Origin of the sequence: Maridesulfovibrio ferrireducens (genome assembly GCF_900101105.1) — a bacterium.
Taxonomy (GTDB): Bacteria; Desulfobacterota; Desulfovibrionia; order Desulfovibrionales; family Desulfovibrionaceae; genus Maridesulfovibrio; species Maridesulfovibrio ferrireducens.
The window spans coordinates 1-19,655 of record NZ_FNGA01000001.1 but is presented as its reverse complement, the minus strand read 5'-3'; the positions used below and the strand labels follow the sequence as shown (position 1 = coordinate 19,655).

The window sequence follows — 19,655 nt, the reverse complement described above, 5'->3', positions numbered from 1 at the left end:
GCCGATTAGGAGTGTGCTCGGAATTGTGTGCACTTTTGCACACAGCAGACGGTGCTAATCAGCCTTGCGTTTTTGGTGTTCAACAGATAAAGCGGCAGCAGAAAACAAGAGGGCGAATGCTGCCATTTGATGCGGTTATGATCGCCCACTTAACGTTGTTCTTATTTTGTTTATCTTTAGACAGTAGATGTTCAAAAAGTTGTATATTTATATTGGATTCTGCTTGTTTGCATGCAAGATCTTGTACACATGTTCCCCTCTTTATTTGATGTTCTAAATGGTATTTATCATATATTTTAGGTGTTTACCTCTGGATGTCTTTTTTTTCACAAACTCGGCACGTGTTTTGCTTTTTGTGATTGGTTGCGTTCATGCTTTCTCTTGTTTGTTTCAAGAACCGGAAAGCGGATGCACCGCAGTGCTGTGGGGGCCGTATTGTGGTGCTGTCTTAATGCAATACTTGGCAGGAGTATGTGTCGTTTTTATCTTTGAGAAAAAAAAGGGGAAGGGATGAAAGCCCGTCTATTAGCTCTCATGGGAGAGACCGATTATTCGATTTTTGTTACTGTCATGGCCTTGATGCTGTGTATTCTTACCGCCATTAGTATGAACCCCGCTGCGGTGAGCAGTGCGCTGTCGTTTTTTCAGAATGTGATTACCGTGAACTTTACGTGGTTCATCATGTTGCTGGTTGGAGTGAATTTTTTCTTTGCCATGTGGATTGCCCTTAGCAGGTATGGTAAAATCATTCTCGGTAATGAAGGCGACAAGCCAGAATTCAGCTACCTCAGCTGGATATCTATGTTGTTCAGTGCTGGTGTTGGTATTGGTTTTGTCTGCTTCGGCGTGGCAGAACCCATGTGGCATCTGTATACCTCCACCCATACTGCAAACATGGGAGCTACCGGCGCAGCTGCGGGCGTGCCCATGGCCATCCAGATTACAGTGTCCAACTGGGGCGCGTCTTGCTGGGCGTTGTTCGCAGTCGGTGGAATGGCCATTGCTTTGCCTTCGTATCGTAAGAATCTGCCCATGTGCGTAGGTACCGGACTGTTCGGTATTCTGGGCAAAAAGTGCACGACTAGTCCCATTGCCAAAGCTGCTGATACTTTAGGTATCATCGGTGCAATCTGTGGTAACTCGGCAGCTCTTGGTATGGGTGTAATGTCCATCTCCACGGCAATGCTGCGTATTTTTGGGGTAGAGATTGGTACATTTGGCCAGTTCAGTATTATGGCCACTATTATCGTTGCTTTTATCATTTCGAGCGTCAGTGGCTTGCAGCGTGGCGTTAGAATCCTATCCATCGGTAATCTTGTCATTGCTGCCGGACTGCTTATTTTTGTTCTCGTCGCTGGTCCGACAACTTATCTTCTGAATATGGTGACTGAGGTTACAGGCATGTACGTCAGTCAATTCATGAATATGAACTTCTTCACCGACGCCGGTCATCTGCAGCAGGGTGGTTGGATCAGGTGGTGGCCAGTTTTCTATTGGCTCTGGTGGATTTCCTACATCCCGTTCGTTGGCGGTTTTATCGCTCGTATTTCCAAAGGGCGGTCCCTTCGTGAATTTGTCGTGGGCGTCACCTTGGCAACCACAGTCGTTTCCCTTCTTTGGTTCACTATAATGGGTGGGGCCGGTGCTTGGGCTGAATTGTCCCACAATCTGCCTATTTGGACCACCATGCAGGCGCAAGGCAGTGAACCTGCTATTTACATGCTGTTGGAATCTTATCCCATGGGTAATATTGCGGCCGTCTTTGCTTTGATCAGTCTCTTGGTGTTCACCATCACAACCTCCGACTCCGCTTCCTTCTTCATCTCCATGCAGGTGTCCAAAGGAAACCGGAACCCCACGGCTGCCTCGCGTATCCTTTGGGGATTGGTTCTGGGGATGCTTGGTGTGGCCGTTATGGCTGTTGGCGGCGAAGAAGCTATGAATGCGCTGAAATCATTGGCTGTTGCCGGTTCTGCTCCGTTCTGTATCATCCAGGTCATGCTGATCATCTCGCTCTATAGGATGCTGAAGATGATCGACAGGGGTGAAATGTAAAGTTCTCGTTTCGATTGAATAACGAAGCCCCCCGCAAGAAGAATCTTGCGGGGGGCTTTTTGTGTTGTAGCTGTCTTACAGGATGCCGAGCATCTTGATTCGGTAATGCAGGCTCGATGGAGACATTTCAAGAATTCGTGAGGCCTTGGCTACATTGCCACCAGTGAGGCGAAGCACCTTGCGAATACATCGTTCTTCATATTCCTTGATGCAAGCTTTGAGCGGGATGCTTTGTCGTGACCCGATATCATTGAAATCCATGATTTCCTCGTCGGCCACAAGCGAATTCGTGCTGGGGAACATGGTCTGAGTCCCGCTGGTGAGTTCGGTTCTGTCATAGGAATCAAGGAAATGCGCAGGAAGCTTCCGTTTGGTGATGATACGGTCATCGTCCAGAAGCGCTAGAGTGCCTTCGATGACGTGTTTGAGTTCTCGGACATTGCCAGGCCAGTCATGTTTCTGGAAAAGGTCAAGGATATCGTCAGAAAAGATGACGGGTTGTTGATCGAGGCCATTGTATGAGTCTTTAAGGAATGAATTGATGAGTATGGAAATGTCATCCTGTCGATTCCGTAACGGAGGGATTGATACGCCAACCACAGCAAGTCGGTAATAGAGGTCACGGCGTAGAGATCCTCGTTCAATGGCCTTGAGTGGGTGTTCATTAAGGCTGCTGATGATTTTAACGTCCACCTCTTTTTCGTTGAGGCAACCTACTCGACGGATGCGTTTCTCCTGAATGACACGAAGCAGCTTGGCTTGTAATCCCATGGGCATGGAATTCAGTTCGTCGAGGAGGATGGTGCCGCCGTTTGCTTCTTCAAACAGCCCTGTTTTGTCAAGGGCATCTGTGAAGGCTCCCTTGGTTGTACCGAAGAGCATTCCTTCAAGGAGAGCTTCGGGAATGGCCGCACAGTTGATTGGGATAAAAGGGCCTTCGCGTCTTGTGCTGGCGGAATGGATTGATTGAGCAAAGAGTTCCTTTCCAGCGCCGCTTTCGCCCCAGATCATCACGGCAGAGTCATTATTTGTGGCGGCCTTGGCGTGGGCGATGGCGTCGAGAAAGCGGCGATCCTGCCCTATGATTTTGTCGAAGGTGAAGAGGGCCTGTTTACTGCCGCCGTGTTTTTTACCTCTTTTCGTTTTTTGGGGCGGTGCATCGGTGAATATCTGGTTTGTGCTGGTGTTCATTGTGAAAGAGATCACACCGTCCACTTTGCCGTCCCTGAAGAGAGGGAAGAAGTCGTTGTAAGATTCAAATAATTCGTTTTTTCGAGTCTTGTACCAATAGGTCTTTTTCAGAAGCGGTTTGCCTGATCGCAAACACTGAAGTGTGGGGATGATGTTTTCCTCATTAGCAAGGTACAGTCTATTGATTGGTTCGCCGATGACTGAGATGTGTTCAAATCCATCAATCCTTTTCTGTAATGGATTCATGTAGTTGACGATGCCTTTGCCGTTCACGATGACCATACCCATGCTGAAGTGATCCCACAGGCAGGTGATGGACGGATGGAGCAGGGTTTCCCTGTTCAGATTATGGAATGTTTCGGTATCGATATTCATGATTCCTCTCAATGTGTGCTTGGTGAGGCGACTTTTTTTAACGTGTCTTGCAATTCGGAATACATATTGGTGTTGCGATAGGCAATCCCAGATTTTGAATAAAAATGCAAGTTTTTGAAGTTAATATTAAAACTTGCATTTTGAGAGAGGCCTGTCAGAAGCTTGTCTTTTATAATTATCCTGTTATTTCAATGTTTAAAAAACTTTTTTTGCGATTGATACAAATGGCACAACCTCTGCAAATGATCATTTTGAAAGTGCATGGAGCCCCCACACTTTGAATCGTGCATTTCTACAATTAGCTGAATCAATACGTAATAAATTCAATCCCTGATCAGGAGGGAACAATGTTAAAAGAAGATACCGCCGCTACCACTAGTTACGCTGTTAACTGGGACACCGCTGATGAGCGTGTTCAGGAGTGCAAGGAATTCTTGCTCAACGCTCCTCAGGTGATGGACCCCGAACGCTTGCAGTTCCTGCACGAAGTTTATGCTGAGAATCCCGGTGAAAGCACCCTGCTTATTCGTGCACGTTTGTTGGAGCGGGTTCTTGCCAAGAAGACTATTTTTCTTGATGGCAATCCTCTTGTTGGCACTCTGACAGGTGTCCGGGCTGGCGTGTATGCCTACCCCGAGTGGAACGTCTCTTGGATTAAAGATGAGATGCGTCTCGCCAAAATGAGTTCTCTCGGTGAAATGAAGATCGCTGACGAGACTCAAGACCTGTTGAAGCAGACCTACACTGAATGGCGTGGTCGTACTTGCATCGACATGAATAATCGCATGTACAAGGACATCTACGGCGATAATCCTACCAAGTATGGTAAGTCCGGCCTTTGGTACGATCATGTGTCCATAACTTCCGGCTCTGGTATGGTCGATTACCCCAAGGTTCTCAAGCAGGGTATCCGCGCGCTTGTTGATGACGTCAGGGATCGTTTGCGTACTATGCCCACCACTGTGGGTAATAAAGAGAAGGTCGATTTCTATCGTTCTGTGATTATCTCTCTCGAGGCTGTTGTTAAATACGCCAACCGTTACGCGGACTTGTGTGAAGCTACCGCCGCCGAAGAGTCTGATTCAAAAGTTAAAGCGGAATTGTTGGAAATCGCCGAAGTTTGTCGCCGTGTACCCGAGTACCCCGCTCGTAACTTCCGCGAAGCAATTCAGTCCTTTTGGATGGTCCATATTTGTCTCGAAATTGAACAGATGGCTTGCGCCAACACTCCTGGCCGCTACGGTCAGTATATGTATCCTTACTACCGCAAAGATATTGATGAAGGCCGTATTACCAAAGAACAGGTCATGCAGCTTCTCAAGTTCCAGTGGATTCGTCACCTTGAGCTGGCCGAATACCAGGGCAATGCCTATGCCATGGCCTTGTCCGGTCACACTGGCCAGACCATTACCCTTGGCGGTTTGACTGCTGATGGTGAGGACGCCTGCACCGAGTTGGAAGAGGTTATCCTCGAAGTCCAGACTCAGATGAGGAACCCGCAGCCAACTCTGACTTTGCTTTATCACCCGAAGATCAAAGATTCTTACATGAAGAAGGTTGTAGAATGCATCAAAGTCGGTGGTGGTCAGCCTCAGATTTTGAATAATAACATAGTGATTCAGCGCATGCTGGCTCGTTTCGCTCCTTACGAGGGCGGTATAACTCTGCAAGATGCTCGCAACTGCGGCAATATCGGTTGTGTGACAACAGGTATCGCGGGTAAGGGAAGTTATCTTTATCAGGAGAATCATCCGTCTTTGCCCAAGCTCATTGAGTTGATTCTGAATAATGGTCAGGACCCAATCACCAAGTATCAGATTGGTGCTGAGACAGGGTGTCCGTCCAAGTGGGAAACCTTTGAGGATGTCTATGACGCATACAAGGAGCAGTTGAAGCACTTGTTCAAGATTTCCATGCGTCACTCCGACCTTGGCAACATGGCCCGTCTTCAGGTCGTACCCTCCATTTTCCGTTCTGCCATGTATGACGGTTGTATCGAGAAGGGTATTTGTGAAGAAGCTGGCGGCGTAACTTATCCGCAGTCTTTGTGCATCACCACAGGCGGAGTGGATGCGGCTAACTCTCTGCTTGTCATCAAACATCTGGTTTTCGACACCAAGAAAATCTCCATGCACCAACTTATTGAGGCTTTGGAAACTAACTTTGTCGGTCATGAAGATATTCAGAAGATGTGCTTCGAAGCGCCTAAGCACGGCAACGATGAGCCGGAAACACAAAAGTTCGTTCAGCAGTTCTACCGCGACGTGGATAATATCCATCGCGCGTCCGGTGTGGACTTTCTTGGCCGTGAGCCGTTGATCGACGCTTATTCCCTTTCTTATCACAACTATTTTGGCGCGCTCATGGGTGCACTTCCCACTGGTCGTAAGGCGGGCAAGGCTCTGACCGATGGCTCGGTTTCCGCAATGCCTGGTACGGACAAAGAGGGCATTACCGCGCTCATTAAGTCCGGTGCTGAGGCCATTGATACCGCATCGTACAGCTCCAACCATTTTAACGTGAAATTCCTGCCCTCTGCATTGGAAGGCCCCAACGGATATCGTACACTGGTTTCCCTTATTAAAACCTACTGCGATTACGGTGGATCTCATGTCCAGTTCAACTGCGTCAGCTCCGAAACCTTGCAGGAGGCTCAGGACGCACCGCAGGAATATCGTGATTTAACTGTGCGAGTTGCCGGTTTTACCGCCTACTTTACCCGCTTGGATAAGGGCGTGCAGGAAGAAATTATCAAGCGTACCGAGTACGTCAACTAACCAGAAAACAGAGTGGGCTGTGCCAATACGGTACAGCCCTCCAAAGAAAGACGATTCATAGGAGATGAGTGATATGTTCAAAGTAGAAACCACCGATGATGCTTTGGCCCACCTGAAGGCCGTTTTAGAGCAGGAAGATGAAAACGGCATCCGAATTTTTCAGTACTCCACTGGTTCCCCTTGCTGTCGCAAGATTTTGCTTGGTGTGACTCCAGATGAGCCGGACGATCTTAATGACGAAGTTGAAGCCGAATATTATGGCATTAATTTCATCGTTGAAGAGGAAGTGATGGATCGTTACGGTAAGAGTTTCAAGATTTCTCTGGACGACAAAAAATTGCCTCTTGTCGTCGCAGAATAATCTCCTCCTCCCCCCACATCCCGCTCTCCATGCCTTTGAATCCTTACCTGAGGGCATGGAGAGCGGAATAATTTAACAAGAGCAGACATTATGCTGATGGCTGCGGAGATAATGATGAGTCAGGGAATAATCAACAATATCCAGCGAATGTCTGTGCAGGATGGGCCTGGTCTTCGAACAACAGTGTTCTTCAAAGGGTGTCCATTGAAATGTCGGTGGTGCAGCAATCCTGAATCGCAAAGTTTCCAGCCACAACTGTTGTATTATGATGAATTGTGTGTGGGGTGCGGAGCCTGTGCCGCCTTTTGTCCCGAGGGTGCAGTGAGTGAGCAGGATGGTAAATTTATCGTTGACCGTGACAAGTGTATCGACTGTGGCAAGTGCGTCGAGGCTTGTCCTTCCAAGGCTCGGGAAATGGTCGGCAAGACTTTGTCCGTCGAGGACGTCATGGATATCGTGTGCAAGGACAGCCTGTTTTATGAGAATTCAAACGGCGGTGTGACCTTGGGGGGCGGAGAGTGCACCTCCGGTGGTGATTTCTTTTTCGATCTGGCCAACGCGATCAATGAAGAAGGTTTCCATCTCACTATAGACACCTGCGGTTTCTGTGCCCCGGCCCGTTTTGATAAGGTTATCAAGGTAGCCGATCTTTTTCTGTTCGATATGAAGCACATGGACCCGGAAGAGCACAAGCGGCTGACGGGGCAGGACAATAAGATCGTTCTTCGCAATCTGCGGACGGCTCTGGAATCCGGCGTAGAAGTAACTATCCGCGTACCGCTTATGCCGAATCTCAATGATTCTGATGAAAATATTGGAGCCATGGCTGAATTTCTCAAGGAATTCGGCAAGGACGAGATTGAGGTCATGCCGTGCCACGCCTTTGGCCGGAATAAATATGCAGCTTTGGGATGGGAATATCTTATCTCTGAGGAATACGCGCCTGAACAATTGGAAGTCGTGCTGGGACGATTTGCCCATCATGGTTTAAGGGCCTTGATTGTATAACAAAAGCGCCTGAATAAATTTACTCAAGTCCGAACCTGAAGCCTCTTGGTGAATTGGTCAGGGGATGCGAGTTCTCGAAGGAAGTGAAATGAGTCTTAATTCAAAGGATAATATGCAAATTGCCAAGGTCGGCAAAGAGGCTCGGAGTCTGTACGGCAGTCATGCTCTGTGCTGCTCCGAAGCCGTGCTTACCGTGATTAATAATGAGTTCGGTGGCGGTTTGTCACAAGACCTTGTCATTGCATTGTCCAAGGGATTTTGTGGCGGTATCGGGGATGCTGGTTGTATTTGTGGCGCATTGACCGGAGCGGTCATGGCCCAGAGCCTCATCCTCGGCAAAGGCCCCCAGCCTGCCGATGACAAGCAGGTGCGCAAGGCTTCCAAGGAGTTACATGATCGATTCATTACTTCGTATGGCAGCGCGTGTTGCCGTGTGTTGTGTGAGGGTCGTGATCCAAATTCAGAATCCAAGGGCCCGTGCCTGGACTATGTGGAATCTGCTGCGTCCATCTGCGCCCATTTGCTTCTTGAACCCGTTTCCCCCAACTTGAGTTTCGACAGTGAGGACACCGCTGCGGTTTATGCCGCAAAGATGAAGCAGATGCGCCGTGAGCGGAAAGTAAGCAAGATTGTTGAATAACGCAGAAAGAAATTTTTCAAGGGAATAAATATACAATGGAATTGATAGAAGAAAAGCCTGCAAGGGCAGAACTTCAAGATAAAGCTCTGGCCTTTGCTAAGGTTGGCATAATATTTGGCCTGCTTTCCGGCTTTCTTTGGGCCTGGGATGGTTTGTTGGTCGAGCTGGCGCATGGATACCAGCCGTTCAACATGGATTCGGCAGGTTTAGTGTTTATGGTTATTGCGGCCTTGTGCGCAGGATTGCATGACTTCTTTGCCGCTATATTTGTTTCGGCCTATAATTATAAGGCCGGTAAGCTGTGTGAAGTTGGGCGAAGTGTCGTCAGCAAGCCTGGCCGGATTATCATTCTGGGCAGCCTGATTGGGGCTTCCTGCGGAATGGGCGGCTATATGGCTGCGTTGCAATTGGTTCCGGCTGCCTATGTGATGCCTATCACTGCGTTGTATCCAGGCGTGGCGGTTGTTTTGGCCGTAATTTTTCTCAAGGAATCGATCAAGCCGTTGGCTTGGGTTGGTATTGCCGTCTGTATTGTAGGAGCCGTAGTAATTGGCTACACACCGTCGGATGCTGACAGTGCCAGGACAGCGACATTCACGCTGGGTATCATTTTCGCCATTGTTGCAACAATAGGTTGGGGGGCGGAGGGAGTATGCGTCACATCCGGCATGGATTTCATTGATCCGGTGGTGGCCCTCAATATCCGTTATATCATTTCTTCTTGCTTCTACATTTGCTTCTTGATGGCTTGTTTTCTTTTTGTTGAATTTCCGATAGATGCTTCTGCCTCGATGATTGTCAGCAGCCTCATGTCCAGCAAAGGATTGCTGTTTATGGCGTGTGCCGGTGTCGTCGGCGGCATTACGTATGTGTCATGGTATCGGGCTATGAATATGACTGGCGTGAGTCGTGCCATGGCTCTGAATATTTCTTATGCACTCTGGGCTATTGTCTTGAGTGCCCTGTTTACAGAAATTGACATCACAATGCAGTTAATTTTTGGAGCCGCCTGTATCTTTGTTGGGTCGCTCTTCGTTATCGGTAATCCAAAAGATATGATCAATCTGCGAAATGTGGATTAGGAGGATAAGGATATGAAACGGCCTTTTCGATTGGCAATAGCTTCTCTGTTTTTGAATGAGCATTCGCTGGGTACTGACGAAGTGCTGCAGAGAATGCAGCCTGATTATGAATTAGAAAAGCATTTTACTTATAAGAATGTGGAGAGCGACCTGATGGCCTTAAAGGCAGTCGGGATTCTTAAACTCTCACCGGTGGAAGAGGAACGATATTTCTTGTCTTGTTACGGAAAAGAAAGAGTAGAGAGGGCTTTGTAAGGTGATTCATTGTGCAGGGATTCTATTTTTCTAAAGAAGTGTGCGTGACGAAAATGGCTGCCCTTTGGTCCAGAACAGCCAATACAATTTTAAACTCATTAATAAGATAAATCATGGAAAATAAACTAAGAAATATTACCGATTCCCTTGCGTGGAACCTGTTTCTGCTAGTCCTTGGCGGTTTCGTATATGTTGTCGGTTACAACGGAGTGGCTGTGCATCATGATTTCGTGCCTGGCACCTCGTATGGCTTAGCGGTTGTTATTCAGAAGAATTTGCCGAGTCTCTCCTTGGCCAGTTGGTATTTTACCATCAGCATCCCGATGTTTATTGCTGCCTGGAAGGGCGTTTCAAGGCGTTTCTTCTTTCTTAATCTTGCAACGCTGGTGGCCGTGACGTTGATGACCTCCTATGTCCATCTTGACTTGGGGATCAAAAACGAGATGAATGCAGCCATCGTTGCCGGCGCGATCATGGGAGTTGGTTGTGGTCTCATTTTTCGTACCTACGGAGGCGGGGGAGGTCTGGACGTCGTTGCGGTTATTTTGAACCGCAAGTTCGGAATACGAATTGGAGTTTTTTATTTCTTTGTCAACTCATGTGTTATGTTCTCTGCTCTGAGCCGCTATACACCTGACAAGCTTATTGCCTCCATGGTGATGATTTTCATTTGTTCAGTGGTCACTGAGTATGTTCTGTCGCTTTTGAATCAACGCAAGGCCGTGCGTATCGTAACCAAAAAGACTAATGAATTGGTAAAGATTATGACGGAAGAAAAATACCATGTGACGGTCTTTCAAGGGAAGGGCGGTTACACCGACGATGACGTAGATATGGTCTTTTCGATTTCGGATAACATCCGTCTACGTTCATTGGAACAGTTGGTTTTTGATTGTGATCCCCAAGCTGTTTTCGTTGTTGAAAACACATTTAGTGTTATTGGCGGAACGTTTGCACGGCGTAAAGTTTATTAGATAATTAGTTATTGTATTGCAGGGATTTGCTAACCAACCGACCTGCACATTTTAAGTCAGTAGAGATATAAGACAAGCCCCACAGTGACAGAAGTCATTGTGGGGCTTGTTTTGTGTCTTTTTTGTTTCCTAATCCACAGCAGCAGCATGCGTAACCCTGTTAAATCAGGCACCACCTGCACACTGTCACACACTGCACAATCCGGTAGTGAATCCCTGCGTACACTTCAAAATTGTATTGACCGCATTTCTAAGCTGCCTATCCGGCAGTGAACTAGGCTTTTTGTATTTAATATTTTATAATTCTACAAGGTTGTGTTGTGAAAAATATAAAAACTCTTTTAGGTGCAGCATCTTTATCTATCTTAAATTGTTGTGTTTATTAGTTGTCTAAAAAAAAGGGTTTTACGGGGGGGAATCTTACGGATTGGACAAAAACAGCGCAAAAAAGAAAAAGGACTTAGATTTTCATCTAAGTCCTTGTTTTTCTTGTGGTGCGCCTGAGAGGATTCGAACCTCTGGCCTACGGATTCGTAGTCCGGCGCTCAAACTAATTTTTTATGCCTATCTTTAGTGCTCTTAATTCCTTTGATTGCTTGATTTTATCTTTCTTGTTGTGTAGAAAGTCTTCACATGTCTTCATACGTTTTCATAGCTAATAAGGCCGAAAATGGTAAGAAAGTGGTAAGAAGATGGTAAGAAAGTTAAGAGGAGGGAATGATGGCAACTCCTAAATGGGAAGCTTCACAGAAGTTCAAAGGCGTTCGATGGTATAAGCACGAATCCAGAAAGTATGGTGTTCGATATGATCGTTGTTTTGATATCAGGTACTCAGGTTCAGGTCAGAGATTTGCTTCAACTCTTGGCTGGGAATCGGCCGGATGGTCTGAAGAGAAAGCATATCTAAAACGTGACGAATATTTGGAAAATTTAAAAAAGGGCGAAAAGCCCTATACCTATAAGCAAGAACTTGAGCTTTTAAAACTAAAGAACGAGCTAGATAGTCAAATCGAACTACAGGAAGCGGAATCCAAACATAATGAAGGTATTACTTTTGGTGAAGTTTTTGCGGCTTATTTGATCTGGGCTAAAAACAACAAAAAGCATTGGAAAGATGACGAGCAGCGTTACAATTCACATTTGAAAGGTAGCCTGCACACAGTTCTTTTCAATGAGGTTAACAGCTATCTTCTTGAGCAGATAAAAGCGACGCTGCTCAGAAAGCTTTCTCCTGCCTCTACTAAGCATTGTCTCGTGATAGTTCGGCAGGTGTACAATAGAGCCATTGAAGGGGCTATTGGGGTCAATGAAAAGCACTTTGTGTGGCATGGTGTTAATCCTATAGCAGGTGTAAAGCTTAGAAATTTAGTTGGTGATAATTCTAAGCAACGAACTTTAGATACTTTTGATTCTAAGAGGGGGGAGCAAGGGAGTGATGAACGCAGATTAATGGCTTCCCTTGAGGAAAGGTCTTTTGTTACTTATGGGCTTGCAATGACCAGTCTTTATGGAGGGCTTAGATTTGCAGAAGCAGCGAATTTGAAGTGGATGCACATAGACTTAAAAAGTGGCCATATCAATTGTCTTGAAGGTAAAGGTGGCTTGGATCGTAAAATATTAATTCCAATCCATAAAAAACTTTATAGAGCGTTAGAGCTCCAGTTTGAAAAGCAAAATCCCAAACAGATTGATTTAGTCTGGCCCGGGCGAGGCAATATCCCGTTCAAGAGTGTGAGTGAAACTTTTCCCAGAGTTGTAAAAAAATTAGGATTAAACGAGGGCATAACAGACCGCAGAATGACGCTTGATTTTCATTCTCTACGGCATACCTTCGCAACGAGACTCGGCAATGCAGGTACACCTATAACGATCTTGAGAGATCTGTTAGGTCACAGAGATTTCACTATGGTTTCAAGGTATGCGAAATCAAGCCAGAGTGTAGCTGAAGAGGCAATTGCGCGGTTGGGATAGTAAATTGATTTGAACTTTTTTAAGGTTTAAATAAACCGTATCAGGATAAGAATGGAGTTTTTGGGGTGAAGCTCATTGTATCGGCAGCCGGATTAAACATGTTGTCCCGACTCCTTCCTCACTTTTAAACTCTATTGTACCACCATGTTTTTCGGTTATAATTGAGTACGCAAGAGCTAAACCTTGGCCTGAACCTACCCCCATCTCTTTGGTTGTAAAGAAAGGATCGAACACACGCGGCAAAGCCTCGGCAGGAATACCCGCTCCCGTGTCATGAATTATAATTTCAAACCACTTATCAACATCTCGTGTTTGAATAGTGATGGTTCCTTTCGTGTCACTGTGTTCATATTTTTGTTTTAATGCGTGGGCAGCATTAATTACTATATTAACAAAAACCTGATTCAGTTCGTTAATATAACAGGGAATCGAAAATTCTTCATCTTTAAAATCAAAGACGACATCTGCATGATATTTCCATTCGTTCCTACATATTATACTGGTAGTTTTCAGTGCATCATTGATATCCGAAGAAACTTTACTATCAGATCCGGGATGTGAAAAACGCTTTAAGGCGCTAACAATACTTGAAATCTGATCTACTCCCTCAATCGATTGCAGAATAGAATTCGGTAGTTCTGTGAGAAAATAGTCAATATCCTGTTTATCCCACTGAGTTTGCAACTCTTTTTGACCCGTCTTGCAGAGAGAATCGAAGTCATTTCGATATTTATTCAAAAAGGAACTAATCTCATCAAATGCACCGCTCATAAATTTCAGATTCCCTCCAATATATTGTGAGGGGGTGTTAATTTCATGAGCTATTCCAGCAGACAGCTGCCCGATGGATTCCATTTTTTGCGACAAGGCTAAGCGGCGTTCCAATTTCTTTCTGCCTGTTATGTCAAATATGATCCCAAGGAATTTATTTTTTCCATCAATAACATCTTCCAAAACAATTCTCTGTATCGGGACCATCTGGCCATCATACTTCGAGATCCTGAGGTCAGTTCCCCCATTCCTCTCAATGTTTGCAGTGCAAAACGGCACTTTTTTTCCACTTGAATTTATACAATTAAGAACATCGATATTCATGCCTACATAATTTTCTTCTGCCCCTTGCAGCATATCCAGAGCTATGTTGTTAATCGTTTCAATTTTCTGAGTCTCCCGATCAACAACTATTATTCCTGCTTTTATTCCCAGCAGAATCCTGTGCAGCAACTCTTTAACAGCTGTCAAATCATGCTTGTTTTTCAATCGCTGAATGGCCAAAGCAAATATGTTTGTAAAAGGCTTGAGATTTTCAATGTCATTTTCTGTGTAGTCACTTGATTTATTGGCCAGCATAACTTGTCCAAACAAATTATCCCCAAGCAGCACAGGAATACTTAGTAAGTTGTTCAATTTAACGTGCCCATCAGGAATACCGGTTGAGGCGTGATGCTTGGCAACATCATTTGTGAAAAATGGTTTTCGTGTATTAAGACTGTACCCCTGCAAGGACGCGAATTCTCCAGCACTGTTTACTCTAAACATTGGAGACTCATCCATAGAAACAACACGGCAATCATTCATTGTGTTAGTAGAAATATGGTCAAGACTCCCATTCGCGTCAAATGTACCAATACAGCCATACTGACTGCCTGTGAGTTTAATGACCTCTTCAAGAACAACATGTGCAGAAGTCGAGACTGTGGCATCGGGCATTATGATCGGGGCGTATAGTTTTGCAAGGGCTGAGCTTAGATTAAGATTGTGCTCTAAAATTTCTTTGGCCTTAATTTGCTCCGTAATGTCTATCATGGCGATACGAAATTCCTGCGTACCTTCAGAGACAAAACCTTCAAGGCGAACATATGGCCCGGGATTGTTTTTTATTACCAGCTGCGTTTCAAATGCCACCTGAACATTTGTATCAAAAGCTTTTTCAATAAACTGATTGTAACCGAAGAGAGAGTCATATTCAAAAAACAACTGTAACCGACTGTTAATAATTTTTTGTCTATCCGTTCGCAGCAGTTTTGTTCCAGTGAGATTGATGTGGCGAATGGCCCCATTCCGGCCAACAGTAAGGTAACCGATGGGAGCAAAATCATAAAGGTCTGCAAAGCTGTCCCGAGACTCTTTCAACTCTGTTTGCGTTAACCGCAGCTCCTCGTTTTGCAGTTCCAACTCAATTTGATGAATCTGGAGCTCCTGAATTACTGCCTGCAATTCCACTGGATTATCATTGGTAGTTAGAGCAAAAGGGTCTTTCTTTAATAAGGCTTGTGCGCGACTACGGAGAGTATCTGGATCCATATATTTAACTTCACTCTTCTTCATGACATTCTCCTCCGACTTACTCAGGCAAATATGTGCTTCGCAGCCTTACCGTGTATAGCTATGAACTAACTTCAAATAAAAGACAGAAGCGCTTAGGAGTTACACCCGGTCTATAGGCGAAACCTCGTATTTTTTTTCCCAGCCGTCCGTGATGTTGCTCAAAACTATTCGGCTTGCCAGTCATGACAGTTTCCTTGCATGCCTCAAAAGCCGCTTGTTCAATTCCCGGCCAGATTTCGTGCAAGGTCTTTTTCACATCCGATGCTGCCATCAAATGCTCATAAGCCTCGTTGACCAAAACAACCTGCGCTTCTACAAAATTTCCCTTTTCATCGAAAACAGAATCAAGCAGAGCGAATGGGTTAGGCATCTCCGTAAAAAGATCCAGAGCCTCACGTTCTTTCAGCCTTAACATAGTTTCAAGATGCTTGGCCTGACTTATATTGGAGAACGTAATTACCAGTCCGCTTATCTTGTTGTCATCCGTTCGGTAAGGCATAATACGAATCTTATACCACATCCCGTTCAAGCTGGATATGTCCTTTTCAGAATAAATCAGAGACTTCATTACTTCTTCTGCGTCCGCAGACATCTCCGGATAGTCAAGATTAGAAACAATATCTGTAAAAGGACGACTGACATCCCCGGGTAGAAGTTTAAAGATAGTCGTAGCCTGAGCCGTAAATCGGCGAATATTGAGATCCTCATCCAAAAACAGAGTTGCTATATTAGTGCTGTCGAGCAGGTTCTTCATATCATTATTAGACTCATAGAGATTGTCTATTTTGACTTTCAATTCCTGATTAACCGTCTGCAATTCTTCGTTCATTGACTGCATCTCTTCCTTGGAAGTCATCAGTTCTTCGTTCATTGACTGAAGTTCTTCGTTAGTTGATTGCATCTCTTCATTACTATTCTTCAGATCTTCCTGTGACGTTTGCATCTCATGCTTAAGAAATTGTACTTCATCACGGGCCTGTTGTAATTCGTGTTGCATCCCCTTTGTAACACCTAGAATGTTTGCTTTTACCGTAGGCACTATGACTGACGAGTCTTTTTCTGGCGAGTACCCTGCGCTAAAAAGAACCATAAGCATGTTTTTCATCTGACTGAACTTCGCTAATGGATGGATAACAACATCAACCACATTAAAACTATTTCCATCCTCTATATGAACACCTTTGATTGTTGTGACAGTTTGATCTCGAAAAGCTTGTATAAATGCTGAACTAAGCCGAAAACGCAGCCCCTCCCGTGCCATGGCGAACAAATTCCAATTAGCTTTGCCGGCTGGCGGTTCCAGAAACTTTCCAGTATGCCCGGTGATATTTAATATATCACCATCGCTTGTGGCTAGAACTGCGGCCGGAGCATAATTCTTTAGAATCAATTGTTCCATCAAAGATTGAACATTAATTATGGGAGTTTTAGGATCTTGCTCTTTAATAACTGGAGAATAAAGGGGGGGGAGCCTGCGAGAAAAAAGTGTTGGAATATGACGTTCATCACTATCAAGACGTTTATAAAGGCGCATTTTAGCCTCCAGAGGAGTGAAAAGATCAGTGAAGATTCCTAAACTTTCCGAGCTACCAAGAAGAAGAACTCCATTTGGATTAAGACTGTAATGAAACATAGGAATAAGTTTCTTCTGCAATTCCTGATCAAGATATATGAGCAGATTGCGACAGACGATGATATCAAGTTTTGTGAACGGAGGGTCCATAATTATGTTTTGCGGCGCAAATATCACGGTATCTCGAATATCCGATTCTATCCTCCAAAACTCTCCTTCCTGTGTAAAGAATCGGAGCAATCTTTCTTTTGAAACATCTGAGCTTATATTCTGAGGATAAACTCCCATACGGGCTTTATCAATGGCATCATTATCAAGATCGGTAGCAAATATCTGGATAGATAATTTTTTAGGCGCTATTTGGCCTTCCAGAACTTCATTGAAAACCATCGATAAAGAATATGCTTCTTCCCCCGTTGAACATCCGGGCATCCAGACTCGCATGGTTTCACCATCGGGAAAGTCTTTCATCATAGCAGGAAGGATAATCCTCTTAAGGTGTTCCCATATCTCGGGGTCACGGAAAAAATTTGTTACCCCGATCAGTATTTCCTTGAAAAGAAGATCTACTTCCTGAGGGTTCTCTCTTAAAAAACGAACATATTGAGACATTTTATCTATTTGATGCACACCCATGCGACGCTCAACGCGCCTATAAATTGAGCTCTTTTTATACTGAGAAAAATCGTGTCCAGTTTGCGAACGAAGAACAAGTACTATTTTTCCCATCGAATCCTGATGCGTTCTCGTCATTATTTTATCGGAGCCCATTAGTGTCCGTTTAAGACAGTTTGTAATCTTCAAGGGCAACTCGCGCGCTGGGGCTACAACATCCGCTAGTCCAGCATCTATAGAACTAAGCGGCATGCTATTAAATTTTGCAGAGTCCGGATTTTGCACGAAAGTCATGCCGTATTCTTCCTTGATAGCCCGTAAACCAAGCATTCCATCTGACCCCATACCTGAAAGAACAACGCCAATAGCATTTATATGCCGGTCTTCAGCCAGTGATTGGAAAAAAGAATCTATAGGGAGACGTAACCCTCGTCGCTGAGTAGGTTCAAACTGGTGCAACACACCTTGCAAGATGGATATTTCCTTACCTGGAGCAATTATATACACATGGTCGGGCTTGATCTTTATCCCATCTTCAACCTGAAAGACAGGCATCGAAGTATATCGCTGGAGCAAACTAACCATGCTACCTTTTTGCGACGGGTCCAAATGCTGAACGATAACAAAAGCCATACCGCTCTCTTCAGGCACATTTCGTAGAAAAGACTCCAATGCTTCAAGCCCACCGGCAGATGCCCCGATACCGACAATAGGAAATTCAGGTGTATAGTGATCGATAGATTGTTGATCCTGAGAGGTCATATTTTCAACCGATTTTGTATTTTTTTCGGACCCGCTATCCGCTTGATCAACTTTTTTTTCTTTTCCCATAACGATTTCCTTCTATTAAAAATATGAACTAAGCTACTCAATTAATGGTTTTTTTTAAATTGATTTGGAAATCAAAATGATCTAATTGTTTATTGTAACAAAGCTACACTCAAAATACCACCTAAGATAGTTTTTATATTAGTTGCGATAAAAAAAGAGGAGTATATATTCCCTTGAAAACAAGATTACAGTAAGTCAGCAGATCAAATCACCCCAGCACTTACGAGATAATTACTAAATTATGCCCCCAGAGTATTTTGGAAAAGATGTGCCTGTTTTTCAATTTGACAACAAGCTGTTGCCAAATTGAATTTAGGACTTGTGTAAAATAAAAATCAGATACTGATATACCGTAAGTTCCTATATGAAACGCCCTTAGTGTCAGGGAAAGTGTGGATTAAATCTGCACTTAACTTTTTCAAAAATCCATTTCCCCATGTGGATTCTTTTTGCTGTTCAATAATATCTGCCCCAAGTTCCCAATAAAATTGTAGCAACTCTTTATTTACTGAAACTACCGCTTTGATCTGCTTCAAATTTATCATATCCCCCCAGCATTGAGCCGCAGGCGAATAAGCTCTTCTCCCATAGGGAGCAGGACGTAAGGGCGTCCACTTTAAAAAAGTGGGCCCACCTTACCTGTCCTGCCTTCAAAGCTTAAATTATTATACAGGATTAATGGTTATTTTTAGATAATTTGTGATGCTCACTGTTAAATATCAGAAAATCATCTTTAATCGTCTATAATATCGTTTAGTGTCTGAAAGTATCACATAGTGTCCTAAAATTTCACATGCTAACAGTCTAATACTTTTGACTTTAAAATGATTAATCTGTTAGTTTTAGTGATCTTATTATGGCTAGTAAGTCAGAGTACAAAAGGAGGATAGAGTGCGAAAAAAATATGATGCAAGGGTTGAAGTGATAGCTTCGTTGTCAGTGATTAGAGAATTGACTGAGAAGGGCTATTCGAAAAAAGCAATTTATAAAAAATTAAAAAATGATGAGTTGCTGACGATAAGCTACGTTCATTTTTGCCGCTTTGATTTGGATGGCAATCTTCCCAGACAGCCGAAGAAGTCTACTTTTAACTTTCAAAACAATGAGGGTAAAAAATTGGAACTTAAATCTGCTAATCCTATAATATCTCCCCTCATATAGCCTAGGCACACGGAGTAAAAAATGTCCGTCTGGGGCTGGTTCTGCGGTACGAGGGGGGTCTCGGAAAAGTGTAACTTTTGTAAGCCATTACGCGTTTCGAGCTTAAACGGCTGAAATAAAGAGAAATAATCTATTTTTTAAATGTAATAAAAGTGTAATAATATGTAATTTAAAATGTAATGATCTGTCTTTTCAGGTGGTTGTGTTTTTAAGAAATGTAATCTCAAAGTGTAATATGTATTACAGAAAATTACACTTTTCATTACACTTAGATAAGGGTTTTAGTTTAGCAATTTTAGTGTCTTGCATCTATAACTGCAATTAATTACATTTATTACAGTTTTCCGATCCCCTCTGGCAAAGATTTTTTTATTCAAAATATATTAGATCTTAAAAAGCCAGCATCTAACTGTTTTGTTTGTTATTTTGCTAGTCATGGCCTTAGATTTTTCAAGCAA

General features: G+C 44.1%; 14 protein-coding genes. 10 read left to right on the top strand and 4 right to left on the bottom strand.

Features of this window, described 5'->3' with window-relative positions; translation table 11 throughout:
• The first annotated feature begins 510 nt into the window (after positions 1-510).
• Positions 511-2,055 (top strand): BCCT family transporter, encoded by a 1,545-nt coding sequence (locus BLT41_RS00070; protein ID WP_092157085.1) that lies wholly within the window; start codon positions 511-513, stop codon positions 2,053-2,055.
• Between the two features lie 75 nt (positions 2,056-2,130).
• Here the strand turns inward: BLT41_RS00070 and BLT41_RS00065 are convergent, their stop codons facing one another.
• Complete coding sequence (locus BLT41_RS00065; protein ID WP_092157083.1) at positions 2,131-3,621, bottom strand: sigma-54 interaction domain-containing protein; 1,491 nt, start codon at positions 3,619-3,621, stop codon at positions 2,131-2,133.
• Positions 3,622-3,968: 347 nt separating this feature from the next.
• Between BLT41_RS00065 and BLT41_RS00060 the strand changes: the two genes are divergently transcribed.
• The 8 genes from BLT41_RS00060 (at position 3,969) to BLT41_RS00025 (ending at position 12,689) form a co-directional block, all read left to right on the top strand.
• The gene (locus BLT41_RS00060) at positions 3,969-6,398 is read left to right on the top strand and encodes a pyruvate formate lyase family protein (protein WP_092157082.1); all 2,430 of its coding nucleotides are present in this window, start codon (positions 3,969-3,971) and stop codon (positions 6,396-6,398) included.
• A gap of 73 nt (positions 6,399-6,471) precedes the next feature.
• Positions 6,472-6,759 carry an ErpA-related iron-sulfur cluster insertion protein gene (locus BLT41_RS00055; RefSeq protein WP_092157081.1) on the top strand — a complete coding sequence of 96 codons (288 nt, stop codon included), beginning with the start codon at positions 6,472-6,474 and terminating at the stop codon, positions 6,757-6,759.
• Between the two features lie 90 nt (positions 6,760-6,849).
• A complete protein-coding gene (locus tag BLT41_RS00050) occupies positions 6,850-7,767 on the top strand; it encodes a glycyl-radical enzyme activating protein (protein WP_342025531.1) in 918 nt (305 codons plus the stop codon).
• Between the two features lie 88 nt (positions 7,768-7,855).
• On the top strand, positions 7,856-8,407 hold the full coding sequence (locus tag BLT41_RS00045; protein ID WP_170830273.1) for a C-GCAxxG-C-C family protein: 552 nt from the start codon (positions 7,856-7,858) through the stop codon (positions 8,405-8,407).
• Between the two features lie 35 nt (positions 8,408-8,442).
• On the top strand, positions 8,443-9,489 hold the full coding sequence (locus tag BLT41_RS00040) for a DMT family transporter (RefSeq protein WP_092157079.1): 1,047 nt from the start codon (positions 8,443-8,445) through the stop codon (positions 9,487-9,489).
• 12 nt (positions 9,490-9,501) lie between these two features.
• Positions 9,502-9,744, top strand: coding sequence for a hypothetical protein (locus BLT41_RS00035; protein WP_092157078.1), 243 nt, complete (start codon positions 9,502-9,504; stop codon positions 9,742-9,744).
• 113 nt (positions 9,745-9,857) lie between these two features.
• Positions 9,858-10,718, top strand: a complete 861-nt coding sequence (locus BLT41_RS00030) for a YitT family protein (protein WP_092157077.1) — start codon at positions 9,858-9,860, stop codon at positions 10,716-10,718.
• 720 nt (positions 10,719-11,438) lie between these two features.
• Positions 11,439-12,689: a tyrosine-type recombinase/integrase gene (locus BLT41_RS00025; RefSeq protein ID WP_170830272.1), complete on the top strand. Its 1,251-nt coding sequence runs from the start codon at positions 11,439-11,441 to the stop codon at positions 12,687-12,689.
• A gap of 72 nt (positions 12,690-12,761) precedes the next feature.
• Here BLT41_RS00025 and BLT41_RS00020 read toward each other — a convergent pair whose 3' ends face one another.
• The 3 genes from BLT41_RS00020 to BLT41_RS17785 form a co-directional block, all read right to left on the bottom strand.
• Positions 12,762-15,017, bottom strand: a complete 2,256-nt coding sequence (locus tag BLT41_RS00020) for an ATP-binding protein (RefSeq protein WP_092157075.1) — start codon at positions 15,015-15,017, stop codon at positions 12,762-12,764.
• A gap of 58 nt (positions 15,018-15,075) precedes the next feature.
• Positions 15,076-18,036, bottom strand: a complete 2,961-nt coding sequence (locus BLT41_RS00015; protein ID WP_092157074.1) for a chemotaxis protein CheB — start codon at positions 18,034-18,036, stop codon at positions 15,076-15,078.
• 335 nt (positions 18,037-18,371) lie between these two features.
• A complete protein-coding gene (locus BLT41_RS17785) occupies positions 18,372-18,581 on the bottom strand; it encodes a DUF1016 N-terminal domain-containing protein (protein WP_425283303.1) in 210 nt (69 codons plus the stop codon).
• A gap of 346 nt (positions 18,582-18,927) precedes the next feature.
• Here BLT41_RS17785 and BLT41_RS00005 point away from each other — a divergent pair, with 346 nt between their 5' ends.
• Entirely contained in the window at positions 18,928-19,197 is a 270-nt protein-coding gene (locus BLT41_RS00005; protein WP_092157073.1) for a hypothetical protein, read from the top strand.
• Positions 19,198-19,655 lie beyond the last annotated feature (458 nt).